The 21,346-nt window shown below is 66.5% G+C and carries 21 protein-coding genes and 1 pseudogene; 5 read left to right on the top strand and 17 right to left on the bottom strand.

The features are described from left to right. Nucleotide 1: 1 nt before the first annotated feature. A complete protein-coding gene (locus ACK8CO_RS07510) occupies nt 2–1,063 on the top strand; it encodes a quaternary amine ABC transporter ATP-binding protein (RefSeq protein ID WP_414898707.1) in 1,062 nt (353 codons plus the stop codon). Between the two features lie 60 nt (nt 1,064–1,123). Here ACK8CO_RS07510 and ACK8CO_RS07515 read toward each other — a convergent pair whose 3' ends face one another. The 6 genes from ACK8CO_RS07515 to ACK8CO_RS07540 all read right to left on the bottom strand — a co-directional run bounded on the left by ACK8CO_RS07515 (nt 1,124) and on the right by ACK8CO_RS07540 (nt 8,407). After that, nucleotides 1,124–2,233, bottom strand: a complete 1,110-nt coding sequence (locus ACK8CO_RS07515) for a cytochrome-c peroxidase (protein ID WP_414898708.1) — start codon at nt 2,231–2,233, stop codon at nt 1,124–1,126. Then, the gene (locus tag ACK8CO_RS07520; protein WP_414898709.1) at nt 2,208–4,820 is read right to left on the bottom strand and encodes a hypothetical protein; all 2,613 of its coding nucleotides are present in this window, start codon (nt 4,818–4,820) and stop codon (nt 2,208–2,210) included. The genes ACK8CO_RS07515 and ACK8CO_RS07520 overlap by 26 nt, the downstream gene beginning before the upstream one ends. A 223-nt stretch (nt 4,821–5,043) precedes the next feature. Then, a complete protein-coding gene (locus tag ACK8CO_RS07525; RefSeq protein ID WP_414898998.1) occupies nt 5,044–5,262 on the bottom strand; it encodes a FeoC-like transcriptional regulator in 219 nt (72 codons plus the stop codon). Next, nucleotides 5,156–7,642 (bottom strand): Fe(2+) transporter permease subunit FeoB, encoded by a 2,487-nt coding sequence (gene feoB, locus ACK8CO_RS07530; protein ID WP_414898710.1) that lies wholly within the window; start codon nt 7,640–7,642, stop codon nt 5,156–5,158. Before feoB ends, ACK8CO_RS07525 begins: the two co-directional genes overlap by 107 nt. Then, nucleotides 7,639–7,872 (bottom strand): FeoA family protein, encoded by a 234-nt coding sequence (locus tag ACK8CO_RS07535; RefSeq protein WP_080615071.1) that lies wholly within the window; start codon nt 7,870–7,872, stop codon nt 7,639–7,641. The genes feoB and ACK8CO_RS07535 overlap by 4 nt, the downstream gene beginning before the upstream one ends. Before the next feature lies 1 nt (nt 7,873). Beyond that, entirely contained in the window at nt 7,874–8,407 is a 534-nt protein-coding gene (locus ACK8CO_RS07540) for a FeoA family protein (RefSeq protein ID WP_414898711.1), read from the bottom strand. 424 nt (nt 8,408–8,831) lie between these two features. Here ACK8CO_RS07540 and ACK8CO_RS07545 point away from each other — a divergent pair, with 424 nt between their 5' ends. The 4 genes and pseudogenes from ACK8CO_RS07545 to ACK8CO_RS07560 form a co-directional block, all read left to right on the top strand. After that, a complete protein-coding gene (locus tag ACK8CO_RS07545; RefSeq protein WP_414898712.1) occupies nt 8,832–9,215 on the top strand; it encodes a hypothetical protein in 384 nt (127 codons plus the stop codon). A 44-nt stretch (nt 9,216–9,259) separates the two neighbouring features. After that, entirely contained in the window at nt 9,260–9,580 is a 321-nt protein-coding gene (locus ACK8CO_RS07550; RefSeq protein WP_414898713.1) for a hypothetical protein, read from the top strand. After that, nucleotides 9,577–10,002, top strand: coding sequence for a hypothetical protein (locus ACK8CO_RS07555; protein ID WP_414898714.1), 426 nt, complete (start codon nt 9,577–9,579; stop codon nt 10,000–10,002). The genes ACK8CO_RS07550 and ACK8CO_RS07555 overlap by 4 nt, the downstream gene beginning before the upstream one ends. Nucleotides 10,003–10,224: 222 nt before the next feature. Beyond that, a pseudogene (locus ACK8CO_RS07560) lies at nt 10,225–10,640 on the top strand (carbamoyltransferase C-terminal domain-containing protein); the annotation flags it as partial. Between the two features lie 53 nt (nt 10,641–10,693). Here ACK8CO_RS07560 and ACK8CO_RS07565 read toward each other — a convergent pair. The 11 genes from ACK8CO_RS07565 to ACK8CO_RS07615 all read right to left on the bottom strand — a co-directional run bounded on the left by ACK8CO_RS07565 (nt 10,694) and on the right by ACK8CO_RS07615 (nt 21,335). Next, nucleotides 10,694–11,386, bottom strand: a complete 693-nt coding sequence (locus ACK8CO_RS07565) for an FkbM family methyltransferase (protein WP_080615067.1) — start codon at nt 11,384–11,386, stop codon at nt 10,694–10,696. Between the two features lie 36 nt (nt 11,387–11,422). Next, on the bottom strand, nt 11,423–12,043 hold the full coding sequence (locus ACK8CO_RS07570; RefSeq protein ID WP_414898715.1) for a class I SAM-dependent methyltransferase: 621 nt from the start codon (nt 12,041–12,043) through the stop codon (nt 11,423–11,425). A 119-nt stretch (nt 12,044–12,162) separates the two neighbouring features. After that, entirely contained in the window at nt 12,163–13,395 is a 1,233-nt protein-coding gene (locus ACK8CO_RS07575) for an AGE family epimerase/isomerase (protein WP_414898716.1), read from the bottom strand. Further along, nucleotides 13,392–14,648 (bottom strand): HAD-IIIA family hydrolase, encoded by a 1,257-nt coding sequence (locus ACK8CO_RS07580; RefSeq protein WP_414898717.1) that lies wholly within the window; start codon nt 14,646–14,648, stop codon nt 13,392–13,394. The genes ACK8CO_RS07575 and ACK8CO_RS07580 overlap by 4 nt, the downstream gene beginning before the upstream one ends. After that, on the bottom strand, nt 14,636–15,685 hold the full coding sequence (locus ACK8CO_RS07585; protein WP_080615063.1) for a dehydrogenase: 1,050 nt from the start codon (nt 15,683–15,685) through the stop codon (nt 14,636–14,638). The genes ACK8CO_RS07580 and ACK8CO_RS07585 overlap by 13 nt, the downstream gene beginning before the upstream one ends. After that, nucleotides 15,667–16,671 (bottom strand): hypothetical protein, encoded by a 1,005-nt coding sequence (locus ACK8CO_RS07590; RefSeq protein ID WP_414898718.1) that lies wholly within the window; start codon nt 16,669–16,671, stop codon nt 15,667–15,669. Before ACK8CO_RS07590 ends, ACK8CO_RS07585 begins: the two co-directional genes overlap by 19 nt. After that, nucleotides 16,668–17,444, bottom strand: a complete 777-nt coding sequence (locus ACK8CO_RS07595; protein ID WP_414898719.1) for a class I SAM-dependent methyltransferase — start codon at nt 17,442–17,444, stop codon at nt 16,668–16,670. The genes ACK8CO_RS07590 and ACK8CO_RS07595 overlap by 4 nt, the downstream gene beginning before the upstream one ends. Before the next feature lie 46 nt (nt 17,445–17,490). Continuing rightward, nucleotides 17,491–18,312: a hypothetical protein gene (locus ACK8CO_RS07600; protein WP_080615060.1), complete on the bottom strand. Its 822-nt coding sequence runs from the start codon at nt 18,310–18,312 to the stop codon at nt 17,491–17,493. Next, entirely contained in the window at nt 18,309–19,304 is a 996-nt protein-coding gene (locus tag ACK8CO_RS07605) for a hypothetical protein (protein WP_414898720.1), read from the bottom strand. Before ACK8CO_RS07605 ends, ACK8CO_RS07600 begins: the two co-directional genes overlap by 4 nt. 2 nt (nt 19,305–19,306) lie before the next feature. After that, complete coding sequence (locus ACK8CO_RS07610; RefSeq protein WP_414898721.1) at nt 19,307–20,305, bottom strand: hypothetical protein; 999 nt, start codon at nt 20,303–20,305, stop codon at nt 19,307–19,309. Between the two features lie 7 nt (nt 20,306–20,312). Then, nucleotides 20,313–21,335: a hypothetical protein gene (locus ACK8CO_RS07615; RefSeq protein ID WP_414898722.1), complete on the bottom strand. Its 1,023-nt coding sequence runs from the start codon at nt 21,333–21,335 to the stop codon at nt 20,313–20,315. Nucleotides 21,336–21,346: the final 11 nt, after the last annotated feature.

The raw sequence follows: 21,346 nt of genomic DNA on the forward strand, positions 1-21,346 counted from the left end.
GATGAGTGACGAAATCAAGATCGCGATCCGCCGCCTCTACAAGATCTTCGGCGCCGACCCGCAATCGGTTCTGCCGATGGCCCGGTCCGGGATGGACAAGGCCGAGTTGCTGGAGACCCATCACCATGTGCTGGGCCTGAGGGACATCAATGTCGACATGCGGGCCGGCGAGGTGACGGTGATCATGGGGCTGTCGGGCTCTGGCAAGTCGACCCTGATCCGCCACCTGAACCGGCTGATCGAGCCCACGGCGGGCGAGGTCATCGTCGATGGCGAGGACGTGCTGGCCTATGACGAACCCAGCCTGCGCGAGCTGCGCCGCGTGCGGATGTCGATGGTGTTTCAGAAATTCGCGCTTCTGCCGCACCATACCGTTCTCGAGAATGCCGGCACGCCGCTGGCGGTGCGGGGCCAGCCCCGCTCGGCCTGGGAGGACGAGGCGCGGCAATGGCTGAACCGGGTCGGGCTCGAAGGGCAGGACAACCAGTTCCCGCACCAGCTCTCGGGCGGCATGCAGCAGCGGGTGGGCATCGCCCGCGCGCTGACCTCGAATGCCGATATCATGCTGATGGACGAGGCCTTCTCGGCGCTCGATCCGCTGATCCGGACCGACATGCAGGATCTGTTGCTGGAGCTGCAGGCCGAGCTGCACAAGACCGTGGTCTTCATCACCCACGATCTCGACGAGGCGCTGAAGCTGGCCGATCATCTGGTGATCCTGAAGGATGGCGAGATCGTGCAACAGGGCGAGCCGCAGGAGATCCTGATGCATCCGAACGATCCCTACATCATCGACTTCATCTCCGACATCAACCGCGCCCGGGTGCTGCGGGTGCGCTCGGTGATGCGACGCAGCGAGGCGCCGCAACCGGGGCTCGCGGGCGAGGTCGATGCCGATGACAATCTGGAATCGGTGATCGCGCTGTCGGGCGGCGACACGGCGCTGTCCTACCGGGTGATGCGCCGCGGGCAGCAGGTGGGCATCCTGTCGGTCAAGGATCTGGTCCGGGCGCTGGTACCGACCGCAGCCACAGATGCGGGCGTCCGCGCCCGCGCCAGCTGAGAACCGCCGCGTCCGCCCGATGACAGGCGGGCGCGGCGCGGTACGACCCGGCCGCGGCGCTCAGACCGCGCCGAGGAAGGCTGCCAGCGCCTCGACATCCCTTTCGGTCAGATCGAGCCGCCTGAGCAGCGGCGAGGCGGTCGCGGCGCCGGTCTCCACCGCATCCGGATCGGCGGGCAGCCGCGCCGAGCGGCCGCCGCCGATGGCATAAAGCCGGATCAGCCCGGGCAGATGCGGGAACAGCCCGTTATGCATGTAGGGCCCGGTATCCGAGACATGGCGCAGGCTCGGGGTCCGGAACCGGCCCGCATCGTCGGGCTGACCGGTGACGGCATAGCGGCCCAGATCCTCGAACTTGCGGCCGAGATAGGACAGCCCCAGATCGTGGAATTCGCCGTCGCTGAGCAGCGGCCCGAAATGGCAGTTGGCACAGCGCGCCCGGGTGCGGAACAGATGCAGCCCGCGCAGCTCGAGATCGCTGAGCGCGCGGCGGTCGCCCGACAGGAACCGGTCAAGCCGGGTCGGCCGGTCGAGATATTTCTGGAACTCGGCCAGTGCGGCCACGATCCGCTCCAGCGTCACCTCTTCCGAGCCGAAGGCGGCGCGAAACATCGGGGCATAACCGACCCTGCCCGCCAGCCGCGGCGCGATGGCGCCGAGATCGTCATTGGCCATCTCGAGCGGGTTGGACAGCGGGCCCAGCGCCTGCGCCTCGAGGGTGCCTGCGCGGCCGTCCCAGAACAGCGGCAACCCCGCGCCCGCAACATGCAGCGCGGGCGCGTTGCGCGGCCCCTCCTGCCGGTCATGACCTTTCGAGCGGGGCAGCCCGTCGCCCCAGCCGAGGCGACGATTATGGCAGCTTTCGCAGGCGATCTGGCCCGAGGCCGAGAGCGCCGGATCGACAAAGAGCGCCGCGCCCAGCGCCCGCCGCGCCGCAGCCGGGCTGCCCGGCTGGGGCAGGGACGGCAGGGCGCGGGGGGCCAGCTCGACATAATCGACGCCCGGGTCGATCTCGGGCAGGGGCCAAGTCTCGGGCGGACCGGCATAGGCGGCGCGCAGATCCTCGGGGCCAAGCCGCAGCGGCGCCGTCATGACCGCCAGCGCCAGCCCCGCCGCCGCGAGGCAAAGCCCCAGCCGCAGGACCTTACCAGCTATAGGTCGTGCCGACATAGAGGCTCCTTCCCGCCATCCAGGGGTTCTTGTCGGTGGCCCGCCGGTTGCCGATATCGTCGAAGAGGTTTGCCACCTTGATGTTCAGATCGAGATTGCCCGAACGCAGCCGCGCCATCCGGACCCGGGCGGTGAGGAAGGTCGAGACGGCGGCGTCGAATTCGTAATCCTCGTAGATGTCATGCCGCTGCGACCCGTATTCGGGGTTCTCGAAGGTGCCATCCTTGTCGGTATCGAGCGCAGCGGTATAGCCGAAGGCCACATCCGCCCCGATCCCCAGCGCATAGCGCCCGTTTTTCCAGCTGGAATTCAGCTCGACCGTGGTCCGGATCGGAATGTCGAGATTGCCGGTCACCGCGCCGAATTCGGCACCGGTATAGGATTTGCCATCATACCAGATGAAATCATCGACCTCGCCGAGATCGCCGAAATAGGTGTTGTTCGAGCTCTCGCGCCGGGCCCAGACCCCCGAGGCATAGAAGGACACCCCGTCAAGCGCGCCCCGCCGCGTCTTCCAATCGCGCTGATATTCCAGCGAAACCGACTGGTATTCATTGGTGCCGTCATTGGTCAGGCTGTTCTTGAATTTCGTGCTGTCCGAGGACCGGGCGAACTGGTCCTTGCCCTGTCGGTCGATCAGCTTCAGCCGCCAGGCACCGCCGGTCCAGGCATCGCGGTAAAGGAAGCTCAGCGAGGCCTCGTCGACATAGGGTGTCTTCAGCCCGCTCTGGTTGTAGGAATAGCTGCCGAAATCCGTGATGAACTCCCAGTCGCCGACCTCGCCCGTGGTGTCGTCATGGTCGCGCCGATAGCGCACGCCCCGGGGCAGCGCGTCATGGATGGCATAGGCCATGTAATCGTCGCTGTAATAGCGGTTCGCGCCGAGGACGACCGAGAAATCGGGCGACGGCTGCCAGCCAAGCGACAGCCGCGGTGCCAGAACGGCATTTTCCAGCACGTCGTCATAGCTGAAACGGGCCCCGGCACGCAGGTCGAAATCGCCGAAGCGCTGATCGAGTTCGAAGAAGGCCTCGGCGACATTCGCGTCGACCTTGATGTCATAGGGTTTCTGGGTATGGAGATTCTTCAGATACTGGTCCGGCAGACAGGCCGGGTCGCCCGCGGGGCAGATGTAGTCGGGGCCGCCGAGGTGCATAACCGGCCCGGTATAGGACACGAAACCGTCGCCGCTCCGATCCGCCTCGATGCGTTCGACATGGGCGCCAAGCTTGAAGCTGCCGCGCCAGACATCGCCGGTGACAAGCATGCCCAGACGGTTGCGCAGATCCGAGTAATAGCGGCTGCCATAGCCGCCCTTTCTGCAGCCATAGTAATCCTCGGCCGATCGCGCCGCTTTCGGGGTGTCGCACCAGTCGTCGAAGGCATCCGTATAAAAGGATTTTCCTCTCCTTTCGCTGAAATAGGACCCGTACCAGCTGTAGAACTCGTTCTGCTCGGTGACGTTGCTGGCCTCGTTGTCCTGATGCAGCGCGGTCAGCTTCAGCGTCACGTTGGACAGTGCCGCAGGGCCCAGATCGAAGGCGCCCAGATGACGGGTATAGGCCAGGTCGGTCGACAGGCTGCGGGTCTTGACGTCGATATGCAGATCGTCGGAATAGGGCGAATCCCAGTCCTGGTTGTAATCGGTCAGGTAGCCGTTCAGCTCGAGCCGGTCGCCATTGTCGAAGTCATGCGCAAGGCCCAGACGCCAGAAATCGCTGCGGCTGTCATTATCGGCCCGCCCCGACAGATATTGCGGGTGCTTGTCCTTGCTGGTCTGGGCATCGCGGCGCCCGAAGCCGAAGATCAGCGCGGTATTCTCGCCAAGCGGCTGGTTCAGAAGCAGCGAGATCTCGCGCTTGGTGAAATCGGGCTTGGCGGTTCCGTTCGGATTGTCGCCGCTGTCGGTACCCAGATGATAACGGACCAGATCGTCGCTCTGGAACCGGAAGCTCAGCTTGCCCGAGGCGCGGCGGGTCGAGGCTTCGGCCAGCTTGTAATCGACGACGCCGCCCTGAAAGCCGCCATATTCGGCCGAAACGTTCGAATCGTAGACCTCGACGCTTTCGACCATCGCGGAGGGCACGAACTGGGTCTGCGAATGCAGCCCGTAGAAGGCATACATATTTGGCGCGGAATCCTCTCGGCTCAGCTCGGTAGAGGTATAGGGGCTTTCGTTGCCGGTGACCGAATTGATGCCGATGCCGTTCAGCATGATGTTGTTCTCGGTCACGCGCCCGCCCGAGATCGAGAACTCCAGCGGCTTGAGATCGAGGATGTCGTCGCCGTTCTCGCCTGCATCGGTGTCGGTATCGTTGCGGTACTGCACGTTGGGCAGGCTGGTCAGCGCGGTATTGGCATCGCCCGATCCGTCGCCGCGCACCTCGACCGAGCCCTTGCCCAGCGCGGTGCGGCCGCTGTCATTCGGGTCGCCGGTCGCGATCTCGGTCCCGGTCTCCTCGGTTTCGGCCAGCGTGACCGGGTCGAGCGTGAAAGCATCTTCGGCCGAGGCCACCGCAGGCAGCCCGGCCAGCGATAGCAATGCAGCGCCGGCCCGCAATACGGGCCGGGTGGTTTTTGCAGTCATCCGTTTCTTTCCCCCAAACGGGACCGCTCCGGGCGGTCCCTCCTTCTGGTCTCAGGGCTGGCGAAACGCTGGCTGCTGCGATACCGCGCACCAGGGTGTGGGCGACTCGCGCCCTCCGCTTATATTTCCTTATTAAAATTATCAACTAAACGTGCGGCCCTTTTGAAAAGGACCCCACGTCACTTTTGCCTGTACTTTCGTCTGGGCTATGGAAAGCGGACCGTCAGTGCAGCGGACGACGCAACCGACCGACCCACTGATAGACCGCGTCGCTCATCCCCGCGAGCGGCGCGCAGCTCTTGGAACAGCCGCAGCACCCCTTGCCGCAACCGCCTTCAGGCGCCTCGGTCAGGCAGCGCAGCATGCCCTTCTGAACCAGCACCTCGACCATGCCCCGGATCGCCTCGGGATCGGTGTCGAAGCGGTTCGCCAGTTCCTGCAGCGAGACCTTGCCGGTCTCGGCGCAATAGCTGCGAATGTCGGAAAGTACCATTTTCAGCCTCCTCAGGCGGTCCGTGCCGCGGCATCGCCCGGGCCCCGGGGGTCGAGGCGATCCGCATCGCCACCAGCACCACCACGAAAATCGCGAGGATGCCGACGATCCAGGCCGAGGCCTCGGCCGGATGGCTGGCCAGCCGGCTCGACTGGTAGGTGATGACGCCGGTGCCATAGGCAAGGCCCGTGGTCCAGGACAGCGCGAACAGCGTCCACCTGGTGCCGGTCTCGCGCCAGATCGCGCTCGTTGCCGCGACGCAGGGCGCATAGAGCAGGATCACCAGCAGATAGGCCAGCGCCCCGGCAGTGCCGTCGAAGCGCGCCGCCATTTCGCCGAAGATGCCCGTCGCCACGCCCTGTTCCTCGGCCGCGAGCGCCTGATCTTCGACATCGCCGATATTCAGGCCCAGCGGGTCGGCAAGGCTTCCGGCGGCATCAGCGATATTGGCGGGGATCGAGGCCAGCGCCTCGCCGATCCCGGCCATCACGCTGAACGGTTCGTCGGCGCCGTCCCCGTCATCGGCCATCTGACCGTAAAGCGCGTTCAGCGTACCGACGACGGCCTCCTTGGCGAAGATCCCGGTGAAGAGCCCCACCGTGGCGGGCCAGTTCTCTTCATGCAGGCCCATGGGCTCGACCACGGGCGTGATGCCACGGCCGATCGAGGACAGGACCGAGGCGTCGGTATCCTCGTTGCCGAAGGAGCCGTCGGTCCCCAGCGAGTTCAGGAAGCCCAGCACAACGACCACCGCGACGATCATCTTGCCGGCCTTGAACAGGAACGCCTTCAGCCGGTCCCAGCTGGTGCGCAGCACCGATTTCAGGGTCGGGATGTGATAGGGCGGCAGCTCCATGATCAGCGGCGAGGTCGCCCCGCGCAGAAGCGTGTTCTTCAGCACCAGCCCGGTCAGGATCGCGGCGAGGATGCCGATGACGTAAAGCAGGAAGACGATGTTCTGCCCGCCCACGGGGAAGAAGGCCGCTGCGAAAAGGGCATAGACCGGCAGCCGGGCGCCGCAGGACATGAAGGGCGCCATCATCACCGTCATGATCCGGTCGCGCCGGTTGTCGAGCGTGCGCGTGGCCATCACCGCAGGAACGGTGCAGCCGAAGCCCAGGATCATCGGGATGAAGGATTTGCCCGGAAGGCCGATGGCGCGCATCGAGCGGTCCATCACGAAGGCGGCCCGCGCCATGTAGCCCGAATCCTCGAGGAAGGTCAGGAACAGGAACAAAAAGCCGATCACCGGAATGAAGGTCGCGACGGTCTGGATACCGGCCCCGACCCCGCCCGGCAGCACCGCGATGGCCCAGGCCGGCGCGCCGATATCCGCCATCACCTCGGACGGCCAGTCGACCAGCAGCGTGCCCGCCAGAATGTCGAAGAAGTCGATGAACGCGCTCGCGAAATTGATCGCGAAGAGGAACATCACATACATGATCAAGAGGAAGATCGGAATGCCCAGCACCCGGTTCAGCACCACGCTGTCGATCCGGTCCGAGAGGCTGCGCGAGATCCGGCTGGTGCGGCGCACCGCGCTGCGCGCCAGCCCGTTGGCGAAACCGTAGCGGGAATCGGCCAGCAGGATGTCCATGTCCTCGTCGAGCAGGTCCTCGACCTTCAGCCGCGCCGCCTCGGCCTCGGCCGCCAGCGCGGGCGGCACCATGGCCAGCGCCGCGGCATCGCCGTCCAGCAGCTTGACCGCCAGCCAGCGCGGATCGACGCCCTTGTCGGTCGCGACCGGCGCGGTCGCGGGGACAAGTCCGGTCAGCGCCTCCTCGACCGCGGGGGGATGGGTGACGGTGGCCGTCGGCGGCTCGGGGGCGGCGGCGGCGGCGACGATGGCGTCCTTCAGCGCCTCGACGCCCTTCTTGCGGGCGGCGACCAGCGGCACCACCGGGCAGCCCAGCCGCTTGGCCAGCGCCGCCGGGTCGATCCTCAGGCCGTTCTCCTCGGCCATGTCCATCATGTTCAGCGCGATGATCGTCGGCACCCGCATCTCGACCAGCTGCGCGGTCAGGTAGAGGTTGCGCTCGAGATTCGAGGCATCGATGATGTTGATCACCAGATCGGGCTCGCCCGACAGGATGTAATCGCGGGCAATCGACTCATCGAGCCCGGTCTCGGAGATGCTGCCCAGCGAATAGGTGCCGGGCAGGTCGACCACGGTGACCTCGGCGCCCTTGTGGGTGAAGACGCCCTCCTTGCGGTCGACGGTGACGCCCGCCCAGTTGCCGACGCGCTGGCGCGACCCGGTCAGGGCGTTGAAAAGGGTGGTCTTGCCGCAGTTCGGGTTGCCTGCGGTGGCAATGGTGAACGAACTCATTGGTCGACAGCCTCCAGCGTGAGCAGCGCGAATTCATCCTTGCGCAGCGACAGCGCGAAGCCGCGGACGCGGATCTCGATCGGATCGCCCATCGGGGCGATCCGCGTCACGGTCAGTTCGGTGCCCGGGGTCAGCCCCATGGTCAGAAGGCGTTCGCGCCCGGCCCGGTCGCCGCGCACATATCCCTTGACCCGGGCCGTCTTCCCGGTCGTCGGCAGAATGCTGTCCATCTCAAAAGTCTCTTTCGTCTTGCGGATCTTCATTGGCTGGCGTGACCATGATCTTGCCCGCCAGCCCCTGTCCCAATGCCAGCCTCGCATCGCCCAGACCGATCAGCATGGGGCAGCCGCCGCCGCGCTGCAGGATACGCACCCTGGCGCCCACGGTCAGACCGAGATCGATCAGCCGGTGATGCACGCCCCGCCCCGGGCGCAGCGCCACCACCCGCAGCCAGACCCCCTCATCGGCCAGCGCCAGCGGACAGGCGTCGGGCCCGGCCACGCAATCCTCCGGGCGGCCATTGGGATTGGAACAGGGCTGGCCGGTGGCATGGCGGCATTCGCCATGCGGATGGTCGTGTCCATGCCCCCGGGCCCGGCCATGCCCCTGCCGCGCCCCATGGCCGTGGCAATCGCCGTGGTCATGCATCTGCGGCGCCTCGCCCCCCTCGCCGGAAGCGGTTCCGAAGCAGGGCTCGTCCGGGGATTGCAGACCACCCGATTTCAGGTCGTCATGGGCTTCCCGGTCGTATCTGGCTGGCTTCATGTCTTGCGACCTTTCTGCGGCGAGCGGCATAGCCGAGTGTTATCGTCGGGAATTCCGCGCTTCCAGTTTCGTTTCGTTGATCTGCATCAAGACAACCCCGTTCTTGAGGGATTTTCTCAAGAAAACAGGGCAAATCGACGAAACACCGTGGCGGAATGCCGCAAAAACCGGCAGCCGAAAAGCCTGAAAAGACAGCATTCCGACATAGCCGGTCTGCGGCTGCCGAAGGGTCAACCGACAGCCCGAACCGCCGTCGTCCCCGGACCGGCGGAGCGGGAATCACCCCCGCGGACCGCGACGACGCCCCGCCAGAACCAGCATGGCGGGTATCGCCCCCCCTTCACGCTGTCAGCCGCCGCCGGGATCGGCTCGGTCGCGGCCTGACTGCCCGCGAAGACCCGATATCCGGCTTCGTGACGAGGTGGTGCAGGAGGTCGAGCCCGGGGCCGGGGCCGACCCGGTCGGGCTTTCGGTCAAGGTCTCGCAGGTCGCGTACGGACTGGACCCGGCCCGCGCCTTCCGCCGTAGGGGCCTGCCGGTGGTGTCGGGCGCCACCCATGTCCCGCGCGCGCCCGAGATCTTTCTCGGCCGGGCCGATTGCCTGGGGATCGGCGCGTTCGGAACCCCGGCGCCGGACTGCGCCGCCGGCCTGGTGACGGACGAACTGAACCCCGAATACCGCTGCGACAAGGCCGATATGGCCGCCATGCCCCTGCCCCGTTGCGATCTTCACTCCAAGGACCGGGCGATAGCGGGCGTGGTCCAGACCGGCCGGGCCGGCCTTTCGAGCGCAGCTTCTGCAACCTGATCCACCTGTATCGGCCGCAGGCAGCGCCACAAGCCCCCGAAAAGATGTCAGCCGAGCCTGGCCAGCTTTACGATCCGGCCTATCGCGAGGTCTCGCCCAGCGATGGCACCTTCACCGGACACCGGCACTTGCCGGAGGCGCTGATCGGCTGGAACGGCGGCGCGGGGCGCGACCCGGTACGGTTCTCGACCCAGATCTCGATCGACGCCCCGCGCGATGTCGGCCAGCCGGTGCTGTGCAACCGGGCCGGGCTTCGGCAGGTCTTCGTCGGGCTCGAAACCTCCGTTCCCGCGGCACTGGCCAAGGCCAACAAGCGCCAGAACACCGGATCGGGGAATGCGGCAAGCAGGTGGCGGCGGAGATGACCTTCCGGCGCGGGCTGATCGTCGAGGCCGACACCCACCGGGTCAGCGCCGCGGGCACCCGGCTGACCGACATGCTACCCGGGCAGATCACCCGCGAAGAGCTGGCCAAGGACCGCGCCAGGTTGAAGGCTGCCCCCCCTGCTCTCGATGCAGCGCTGCTCCGGTTCGATGGCCATGCAAGAATATTGGGCCCCCTTCCAGGCCATGGGCCGCACCGCCTGGACCTCACCGCCCGGGTCACGCCGCTGGCCCATAGTCCGGGCGGGCCAGGGGCAGATGCGGCCGATCTGGCGATGCCCGAGAGGATGCCTGAGGTCATCGGCGAAGACGGGCCGGCCTTGATCCTGTCGGGCGGCTGCGCGCTGCACTCCTCCTATAACCGGGGTCGAGAGCGTCTTCGTGCCGCCCTGCCCGGCCGATGACGGCAATGTCCTCGACGCCGCCCTCCTGGCCTGGATGGATGACACTGCGGGCCCCCTCGCATTCCCTTCGGCGGCGGTTCGGCCGTCCTCGCCGCGCCGCCGCAGCGTGCCATGTACTGAGCGATGTCGCCGGGGGCTCGGCCGAGGCGGCGGCGGGACTTTTGGCGCAAGGCCGCATCCCCGGCGTGATGCGCGGCCGGGCCGACTTCGGGTCGCGCGCTTGGCAACCGCTCGATCCTGGCCGATCCGAGGCCTGCAGGCATGAAGGAGGCGATCAGTGCACAGAGGAAGCGACGCGGGCCCGACCGGCCCTTTGCCCCGGTCGCAGCCGTGGCCGATCCCGCGGACTGGTTCGAATGCCCGCAGCCCTCGCCCTGGATGTCGATGACGCAGCCCTGGCGTCCCGGGATGCGCGACCGGCCGTCGTCGTGCATGATGATGGCACCGGGCGGGGACAGGCGGTCGGCCCCGACAGCGCGCGCTGGATGGCCGATCCGGTTGCGGCCTTCGGGCGCGAGGCCGGCATGCCGGTGGCGCTGAAGACCCGCTTCGACATCATGGGCAAGCCGATCCTGCAGTCGGTCGAAGACGCGCTGGGGATGTCGGCGACCACCGGACCCGAGGCGGTCCCGACAGGGGATGTCCTGCTCGAGATGCCCCTGCCCTCGCAAGCAAGGCCGCGCGCCCCGCCTCAGTCCCGCACCGCCACGATCAGCCCGTCGGGCTGGTGTGGCGGGGCCGGGTCGCTGTGCACAAGGCGCCAGTGCCGGGCCAGAAGTGCGCGGCACTCGTCGAAGAGATCGTCGCCATGGGTGCCGACGATCCAGCGTCGCACACGCGCGGCCTGCCCGGCCTCGACGATCCGCCGCAACAGCGCCAGTTCGGCCCCCTGCACGTCGAGCTTGGCCAGATCGACCGGTCGCGCCTCGGCCGCGAGCAGTGCCGCGATGTCATGGGCCGCGACCCGCAGCCCGCCCCCGGCCGCCACACGGGACGAGAAATCGGCCGCCTCGAAGCAGACCTCGCCCTCGGCCATATCGGCGGCGGCCTCTATCAGCCGCACCCGGCCGGGCGCGATCCCGTTCAGCGCCAGGTTCTCGCGGATCGCGGCGGCATGCTCGGGCAGCGGCTCGAGGGCCACGGCCTCGGCGCCGGGCCGCTCGCGCAGCAGCAGCAGCGTGTAATAGCCGATGCCACAGCCGATATCGTAAACCAGCGGGTCGGGAGAAGCGATCTCGCCCAGGAGCGTCAGGAACCAGTGTTCCTCAACCGGCTCGTGCAGATTGCCCGCCTGCGCCTTCACATAGCGGTTGACCTGGTGGTCGAGCACATGGCGCCGGAAAACCCGGACCCCGTTTCCGAAACTGTAGATGTCGTCCTTCATGGGGCTGTCCTTTCCGGAGCCCGCGACGGCTCTTGCTCAGAGCGGCGGCACCGAGAATGTCGCGATCTGCGAATGCGGCCAGTGAAAGCCGTCATAGATCGTCACGTTCTCGGCCCCGATCGCCTCGAGGAACGTCTCGTCGAAACTGTGCAGATGCGGCTTTATCCGGGTCTCGGGGTCCTCGCGGAACGGAATCGAGATCACCACATGCTCGCGCGCAAGGCGGCGCAGCTGCATCAGGAACGGCTCGGGCTCGGGCACATGTTCGAGGCAATGCGAGCAGAGCACGATATCCCATTGCCGGTCGTGGATCTCGAAGATGTCGGCCACCAGATATTCGAGCTGGGGACGCAGCGCGCGGCACAGCCGCGCCATCCGGGGGTCGATATCGAGCGCGGTCACGGTGCATTTGAGGCGCGAATAGCTGTCCGGGCTCAGCACCGTCGCCAGGAACTCGGTTCCCGAGCCGGTACGCGCCCCGACATCGAGCAGGGTCTTGATATGATAGCGTGTCGGATAGAGCCGCTCGAACAGCGGCATCAACTCGGCCATGAAGGCCATGCTTTGCGGGTTCTGCTTCTTGGTGAAGAAGTCGTAATCGACCTCCGCCTCTTCAAACAGCCCGGACAGGTCGCGGCTGGCAAGTGTCGTGTCCAAGTCGCCGTCCTCCTTGCGGATGAAATCCTGAGCGGTGCGAGGCCTGCTTTCGCCAGAGCGGCGATCCGGCCGACAGGCCGCGTGCCTCGCGTAATGGAACATACTGGCACAAAACCATGCTATTTTAGGTTGTCCGCCTGCCATGAGGCAAGCGCCGTCTCTGCCTGAAGGGCGGAGAGTTCCAGAAAGGCGCCGACGATGTGGTAAAGGCTGCTGGTGCGGGCCGGTTCCGCAAGCGGGCGGCCGCCTTCGGCGAGGTTTTCCCACCAGCTTCCGGGCAGCGGATGGTCGAGAAAGCGCAGCAGGCCCCGGCAGGCCTCGGCGGCCCGCGCCCGCGCCGTCCGGGCCGCGTCCGGCGTCCCGGCCAGACGCGCCCGCAAGGCCCAGGCCTTGATCCGCTCGGTCTGGGGCCAGAGCCGGGCGGTCGGCTCCGCCATTGCCAGCGCAGGGTCGAGCAGGCTCGCGGCGAGCCCGTCGGCATTCAGCCCCCGCGTCTCGGCCAGATCGATCAGCCCAAGGCCCGCCGCCCGGGCCTCGGCCCGGCCCCGCAGCGTGCCCCAGCGCAGCAGGAGCCAGCCCCATTCATATTGATGCCCGGGCTCGACCGCATTCTCCGCGCCGGGCGCGATCTGCCAGTCGCCGTCGAAAAGCTCGCGCAGCGCGCCGGTCGCGGGATCGAGGAAGCGCGCCAGACAAAGCCCGGCAATCTCGTCGGCCAGCGCCTCGAAACGCGGATCGCAGGGCCCGGTCGCCAGCCATTCGAGACTGGCCTCGAAAAGATGCATATGCGGATTGGACCGAAGCGGCAGCCTGCGCGGCATGGCCTCTTCGAAACCGGCCGCGGGATGCCGCCAGCCGGCTTCGAGCCGGGTCAGGATCTGCGTCGCGAATGCACGGGCCCGGATGCGCGGCAGCACCGCCCCGGGCGCGGCCGCCAGCGCGAAAAGACAGAAAGCGATATCGTAGAGATCATAACCTTCTGGCCCGCCCGCCAGCGGCGCGATCCGCCCGTCGGGCCGGATATGGGCGCCAAGCAGCATGTCGCGGGCATGTCCGGCCAGCCGGATGCTGTCGCTGCCGAAACCGGCCCCGGCAAGCCGCGAGAAGGCGTAAAGCTGGCGCGCCGCGACCCGGGCCCGGCGCGGCATCGCGACCGGATGCCCGTCCACCGCGATGCGTTCGTGAAAGCCCCCGGCTGCATCGCGCACCCGTCGCGCCTGAAACGGCAGCGCCTGGGTTCCGATCCAGTGCCGGAAGGCAGCCAGCGGCGCGGCCACGGGGTCGGATCCGGTCTCGTGCGGCCCGGGGGGGCGGATCAGCTCGAAGGCAGGGGGCTCGACGGGCGGGGTCATACGGGGCCTCCCCGGCTGCGCAGCAAGCGCTCGACCAGCAGGTCGAGATTGCCGCCGGTGAACAGGACGCCCTCGAGCCCGGCCGCCCGGGCCGCCTGCATGTCGCTGTCCTTGTCACCGATCATCGCGCTGCGCGCCCAGTCGATGGGCCAGCGCTCCTTCAGTTCCAGCAGCATGCCGGGGCCGGGCTTGCGCCGGTCCGAGACCATGGCCAGCGCCGGCACGCGGCCATCGGGATGGGTCGAGCAATGGCGCTCGTCATCGATATGGGCGCCCGCCGCCGCCAGCTCGCGATGCATATGCGCGCGAAGCGCCAGGTAATCGGCCTCGGTATAATAGCCCTTGGCGATGCCTGCCTGGTTGGTGGCGACGAAGGCGTACCAGCCCGCCTCGTTGACCCGGCGCACCGCGGCAATGGCGCCTTCGGTCCAGTCGAGCCGGTCTGGATGGCCGACATGGCCGTGGTCGAGATTGAGCACCCCGTCGCGGTCGAAGACGATGGCCGGACGCCGCCTTTGCGCCGGAACGAGTCGCTGCGCCGCCTCGAAATCCTCCGGCACGCCGATGTCGAGGAAGAACCCGGCCTGCTCGAGCCCGGCCAGCAGCCCCTCGGCCGCAAGGCGCGGCAGCACCTCGGCCTCGAGCGAGCCCTCCTCGACCAGATGCGCGACGATCCCGCGGGAGAAGCAATAGACGCCGCCATTGATCAGCGCGGGGCGAGTCTCGGGAACGGTGGTCTCGGCGCCGCGCGGCGCAAAGGCGCTCAGTCGCCCGTCCTCGAGCCTGACGGTGCCGTAGCGGCCCGCCTCGGCCACACGGCGCAGCGCAAGCGCCCCCAGAAGGCCCGGCCGCGCGGCCTGGGCCGCCGCCAGATCGGCCAGAAGGATGTCGAACCAGCTGTCGCCGTTCAGCATCAGGAACCGCTCGTCCAGACGGTCGCGCGCCTGCCAGAGCGCGCCCGAGGTGCCCGCAGGCCGGGCCTCGCGGGCGACCTCGATCCCGACCGGGCGGGGCAGGCTGACGGGCAGGTCCCGGGCGAAGGCCTCGATCCGGTCGGCCGCGAAGGCCGCCAGCAGCAGCACCCGCTCGACCCCCTGCCGCGCCAGCTCGGCGATCAGGACCGCCAGGAAAGGCATCCCGCCGACCGGCAGGAGGGGCTTGGGGCATTGCGCGGTCAGCGGCCCGAGCCGGGTGCCCAGCCCGCCGCAGAGGATCACCGCCTGGCGCGGCAGGGGCGAGCTCAGCGTCGGCATGGCATCTGCCAGCTCTGACAGCCGGCCTCGGTGAAAACGACCGGGGCGGCATCGCCGTCTATCTCGCGCAGGGCCGCGATCAGGCCATGACGGCGCGGCGGATCGACGAGGAAGAACATGAAGCCGCCGCCGCCCGCGCCCGAGACCTTGCCCGCCTCGGCGCCATGGGCCAGCGCATGGGCAAACATCTCCTCGATATGAGGCGAGGAGACGGACTTGGCGGTGGCCTTCTTGGCCAACCAGGAATTGTGCAGGATTGCCGCCAGCCCGTCGAAATCGCCGGTCATCAGCGATCGCTTCATCTGGATGCTGTCGGATTTCAGGCTGTGCATCGCCTCGACGGCGGCACGGTCCGCTTTCTGCACGCTGGCGGTCTGGCGTTCTATGATATCGGCGGAATGGCGCGACACGCCGGAAAAGCAGGTCACCAGACGGCTTTCCAGCTCGTTGAGAATGTCGCGAGGAATGCGCAGCGGGTTGACGATCACCCGGTCGCCCGCCAGGAACTCGATGAAGTTCACGCCCCCGAAGGCCGCGGCGTACTGGTCCTGCTTGCCGCCCGCGAGACCCAGATCGAGGCGCTCGATCTCATAGGCCAGATGGGCCACGTCATACTGGCCGAGCGGCGCCCCGAGATGGGCGCGGAAGGCATCGACCAGAACCACCACCAGCGCCGAGGAGGATCCGAGCCCCGACCCCGCCGGCGCCTCGACATTGGTCTGGATCGTGGCGCCGAAGCGGCGGCCACCATTGAACTCGGCCACCATCCGTTCATAGACACCGCGATGAAGCGCAAGCCGCGCCCCGGACAGGTCGTCATCGGGCCCGTAGCTCTCGGAAAGCCCGAGATCATTGGCGATGAAGGCGATACGGCCATCGGTGCGGGCCTCGATCGAAGCGAAGGCGAAGCGGTTGATCGTGACATTCAGAACCGCCCCGCCATAGAGATCGCAATAAGGCGACAGGTCAGTGCCCCCGCCGGCAAGACCAAGGCGCAGCGGCGCGCGGGCGCGGGTGGTCAGGGGACGGTCGGACACAGCCCGGACTCCTGATAAAGGGCAAAGAGGGGGTGGGCGCGCAGGGCCGGGAAATCCTCGAGCGCGGCAAGGATCGCGCCCAGATCGGCAGCGAAACCGGGGCTTTCGAAGGGCAGCGTCCCGGTCGCGGCATCGGTCAGCCGGATCTCGCCCACCAGCCCTTCGAGCGTCGCGTTATAGTCGCGCCCGGCCCGCAGCTGCGCCTGCCGCCCGGCCCCGACCCGCCAGGGCGCGCGGAAATCGGACCGGGCGGCGGCCAGCAGTTCGAGCGCGCGGGCAAGCCGCAGGGAGTGCAGCCCGGCACCATTGGCCAGCAACTTGAAGCCCAGAAGGCTTCCGCCCAGCCTGGGGTTTTCGCTCTGGTACCGGTCGCCGCCGAAATCGGGCAGACCGGCCGTGGCAAGGAAATCCTGCACCACGTCGCCCTCGGCCAGCCGGCTGCAGTCGTAAAGCCGCCAGTGGCAGCGATTGGCGAATGTCTCCCAGCGCGCGACGAAGCGCCCGAGCTGCGGATTGAAGCCCCGCTCGAACTCGAAGAAGCCGGAATACAGGCCGGCCTTCTTGACCTCCTGGGCATAGGCGCTGAGCGCATAGTCGAGATATTCGCGCAGATAGCAGACCATCTCGACGTAATGGTCGCGGCAGAGCACGCGCAGTGCCGCGAAATCAAAGCAGTTCTGGAACGCCTCGCTGGTCAGCACCAGCGTATGCCCGCCTTCGGCCGCCCCGGCCAGCCGCGCCCGCCAGCCATCGGCGGCATCGGCGCGGCGCCGGGCCTCCTCCACGGGGCCGGAGCAGCAGTCCAGCGCGATCCTGTGATGGGCGGCACGGTCGGCCGGTTCGGCCTCGGGCCCCTCGTCGCCGCCGAAATCGGGCACGACGATGCCCTCTCTGGCATAGGCCGCGCGATGCCCGGCCAGATAGCGCTGCACCGCCGAGGTCCCGGTCTTGTGGCGACCGATATGAAGCACGAGCCGCCGGATCATGGCGCTTTGCGAAACCACATCAGGGTGCGCTTCATGCCGGTTCCGGCGATCACCCCGATCTCGAAGGAATCCACCATCTCGACCAGATCGCAGCCGAATTCAGCGAACAGGTACTCGACGGTGGTGATGCTCAGCGCCCAGAAATTGCCGTTTCCCTTGCGGTGCCAGTTGATGAACTTGCAGTCGTACTTGTCGGCCCCCTCATAGGTCATGGTCTCGAGCAGGACCTCGCCGCCGGGCTTCAGCGACAGGCAGGTGTTTTTGACCCCGCTCCAGACATCGTGAAGGTGATAGAGCAGGCCGCAATGCAGGATGAGGTCATAGGTTCCGTGGGCCACGAAGCTGTTGGCATCGGCCGTCTGGAAATTGCAGGGCGCCCCGCAGAAGGCGGCAATGGCCGAGCCGCGTTCGACCGCCTGCTGGTGAAACTCGACGCCATCGACCCGGCAGCCGAGATATTTCGCCATGAAGACAGAGTTGTAGGCCTCGTTGAAACCCAGATCCAGAACGCGCTTGCCGGCGAAGCGCGCCAGATCGGCCCGGGCATTAAAGCGCCGCAGCTTGGCCATGCAACGCGGGTTCGGCACCTGCTCGTTCTGTGGAAAGGTCTCGGTGGTGACGCCGTTCGAAAACCGGAACACCGACCGCCAGGGCGACTGCGCGGCGCAGAAGGCCTCGGTCGCTTCGATGCTGCGATCGGTCGCGATGTAGAGAACGTCATCCTTCAGCCGGTCGGCGATCTCGGCTGAAAGGGTATGAGACAGGTTCGTCATGTGATCTCACCTTCCCGGTTGGCGCCCGAAGGCGTTGCGGAGGGTCTCAGCGGTAGCGGTCGTAAAGGGCGTAATCCGAGGCGTTGGCCATCACCGTGCGGGCCAGCAGATCGGCCGGAAGCGAACGTTCGAGCGCGGCCAGTTCCTCTCGCCAGTCCTCGACCGGCCGGGTCTGGTTGGCCAAGGCACCGGACAGCCGGAAACCGGGGACATGGCGCGCGACATTCGCCTCGATCCGGGCGGCCGAGGCCTCGAAATCCTCGACGATGCCGACCCCGGTCAGGGAGTCGATCTCGTCGAGCCGCTCGGTCGCGACACGGATATCGCCGATATGGCGGGGATGATCGTTGGTGAAGGGGCTGTGGCTGCCGTCTTCCGCCATCGACAGGACGCAGGTCTGGTAGTTCTTGCCGTTATACATGCCGATGAAGCCCGCAAGCCATTCGGGGAAGCCCACGCTTCGTGCCATTTTCCCGACCGGCGTGTCCCTGTGCGCCTTCGAGATCGCCTCGAAGCGGTAGACCGAGGCCAGCCGCAACAGCGGATGGCGCAGGAACACGATGGGCAGGGCCGTGATCCCGGCACATCTGTGCACGGTCGGCACGAAGGTATGGCAGGAAAAGCCGCGCATGCCGGGATGGGCGCGCAGCACCTGCCGGACCAGCGCCGCGTTGAAGGCGGGCGCCCTGCAAAACCGCCGATCCTTGTCCAGCTCGATGAAATTCCCGTCACCGACGGCATTGCGGATCGCAAGATCGACGCTGGTGCCCGCATTCTTGTAGACGTGGTAATGCACCAGGACGACCGGCGCGGCCTGGACAACGGCATCGGCGGCAAAGGCGGCTTTTCGGCGTCTGTTCAGGATCATGCCTCGCATCCTTCCGAAAGCGCCGCCCCGCGGGCCGAGGCCGGGACAGGCGGATGGCCCACACTCCCGGTGAAGCCGGAGAACTCCGCCGGGATCGTGGTCAGGCCCCGTTCGAAACCGGCCGGATCGAGGATGCGGCTATCTGTTTCCGGCCCGATTTCGCGACCCGCGCCGAACATGTCGCGCAGGACCCGGTTCCGGGAGGTTTTGCGCCGCGGCCGCTCTGTCCTGTCCCGATCCGGATCGATCCGGCCGCGACGACGCGCAGGGGCCTGCGGCAGGGCCAGCATCGGCACATCTTGGTCCGGCGCAGGCATGTTCGCGATCAGCCTGAATGCCGGAAGGGTTTCCGAAACCGACAGGCTCGGGTCCATGGCCGGCAGGCCGGGCGCCAGCGGCAAGTCCGCAATGGCGATGAAATCCGCGATCACGTCACCGTCGATCGGGCGGCCGCGGTCGCAAGGGCCCCGGGCCGAGCGACGGGAATTGGCCTTCCCCCGCGCGACGAAGACGGCAATGTCGAAGGCGGAATGGCTTTCGGGATCGGAGAAATCGCTGGAAAGCGCGCTGGCCTTGACGGTCCGGGCATCGGACCGGGCCAGATGGGCCAGATTGGTCAGGTCCTCGCGCCGGGAACAGATCGTCTCGATCCCGACCCCGTCAGCCCCGCCGGCACGCAGGTCCGGATGCGGGACAGTCCGAAACCCCTCGCTGCTGAGGATCAGGGCATGCGCCTCCGCGACCCCGTCCCGAAAGGCGGGACGCAGCGCCGCGAGCTTCTGGCGAAGCTGCCCGCGCGGGCCGTTCAGGCGGCGCGCCGGATCGCGCTGTCCTGCCTGCGCACGCCTGTTTCCCGCCGATCGACTGCACCCCGCCACCGGATTGCAGCCCCCTACGCCGGACAACCCTGCCCTGCGGTTTTCAGGGCAAAGCCGAAGCCCGGTGGTCCCGGTCTCGTATCGGCCGATATGCAGGATCATGCGTCGGGTCATTCTCATCTCACATGGTCGAAAACACTGATTTGCCCCCTGGCCAGAGCCGCGATCAGCGGATGGCTGGCGACCCGATCGAACTCTGCGAATTTCGGCAGGATCGTTTGCATGTCCTGTTCCAGGCTGGTGAGATCGAAGATCCGGTTCCCTGCCTCGAAATCGACTTCCGGAACCTCGCCGAAAAGATCTCTCAAGGTCCGGTTGCAGGAATTGCTCCCCCGCATCCGTTGTTGCGTGGGAAGATCCACGTGGATCGGCCCGCGGAAACGTGCATGCGCCATTGCCAGATCATTCATCGGCGCTCCGAATTCGCGCATATGCAGCCCCAGCATGTTCAGCAGCAGCTTGAAACCGAGCAGATTGCCCGAGATCGTCAGGTTCGACTCGGACGCGTTCTGCGGCGGTTGCAAAGGCAAACCCGCCGTGGCAACGAAATCCGCGATCACATTGCCCTCGATCAGCCTCGCGCGATCATAAAGCCGCCATTTGCAACGCCGGGCGACCTGCCCCCAGATCATCATGAAACCGGGCAGGCCGAGACCGAAACGTTCCTCGAAGAAGGTGAAATCGGTGGCCAGCCCAGAGCCCTTGATTTCCTGGGCATAGGAACTGGTCACATAGGCGAGATATTCGCGCAGATAGCAGATCGTCTCGATCTCGAACCCGTCCAGAAACTCGGCAAGAAGGTCCAGATGCGCGACATTCTGGAACCCCTCGCTGCTGAGGATCACGGTATGGGCGTTCCTGACCTCGTCGAGAAAGGCCGGACGCAGGGCCATCAGCCGCTGTCGCACGATGTCGCGCGGTCCCATCAGACTGCGGGCCAGGCCATGATGCGCGCACTGGTCCTCGCGGGACTGGCCGGGCGACAGATCGCGCCCCGACCGGGGATAGCAGAACCCGGCCTTTTCCAGCTCTGCCCCGCGGCTTTCAAGGAAAAGCTGGAGCCCGGTGGTCCCGGTCTTGTGCCGGCCGATATGCAGGATCGCGCGTCGGGTCATTTTTCTCTCATATGGTCGAAAGCGAAGCATTTTTCAGCAGGTCGAAATCCGGCTCGGCCAGGGGAACGACCCTGTCCCTGTAGGTCCAGTTGAAATAATCGGGGATCGTTCCGGCATAGCTGCCCGGCACCCAGTACTCCGACAGCTTCTGGAAATCCGCGCGGAACAGGTCGTCGAAAAGATCGGACTGGTAACCGGCACTGAATTCGCGGGTCCAGAGCTTCTGCGCCTCCATGCAGGCGGCGGCGGTTGCAGGATCCATGTCCTTTATGATCTCATGCCCGCGATCATTGCAGATATAGAACTGTCCGGCCGGCAGATACGCCTCGTCCCCCGCGCTGTTGCGAATGCAGACATTCTCATCCCGCGCATAATAATATCGCGGATGCCCCCTGCCGTTGGAAACCCTGGGAATTTCCGCACCGCGGCGCGTGTTCGGTGCATCAAAGCCGGTCCGGTCGAAAACGAAATCGTAAAAGCGATCGAAGGCTGCCGCGTCCTCCTCGAGAAAGAAGAACATGACATTATCCCGGCCGAAGCTGTCGACATAAAAGCCCACGATGTCCGACAAGAGGCAGCCGATCAGCTGATCGGATCGGACAGCCTCATCGAAAGTCTTGCGATAGGGATCCGACAGGCAACGCGCTTCCGCCGAATGCCGCTCCTGCCCGAATCTTGAATAGGGCTGAAGAAAATGATGGTAAGCCGACATGCTGCGCGACACGGGTTCGCGGATGGTGAAAACCACGAACGGGTTTTCGACGCTCTTCCGGATTCTCTCCACAATGTTCTTGTGCCAGGAAGGGTCGAGGACTGTCGTGTAGCCCGGACTGAATTCGAACCTCAGGGCACCGGCATCATTCCCGTCGACGTCGAAGACATTCTCATAGGGGAAATCGCGATCCTTCGCGAAGAAGGAATACTCCTTTCCTTCGCGCGGCCCGTAGCAGTGCTTTATGTTATGAAACAGGAAGTCCAGTAATGTCGTTCCCGACTTTCCCGGCCCGGGGCATATCAATGCTGACTTCATTTCCTCAGCCT

This window comes from Rhodovulum sp. HP10 (assembly GCF_047553435.1).
Taxonomy (GTDB): domain Bacteria; phylum Pseudomonadota; class Alphaproteobacteria; order Rhodobacterales; family Rhodobacteraceae; genus Rhodovulum.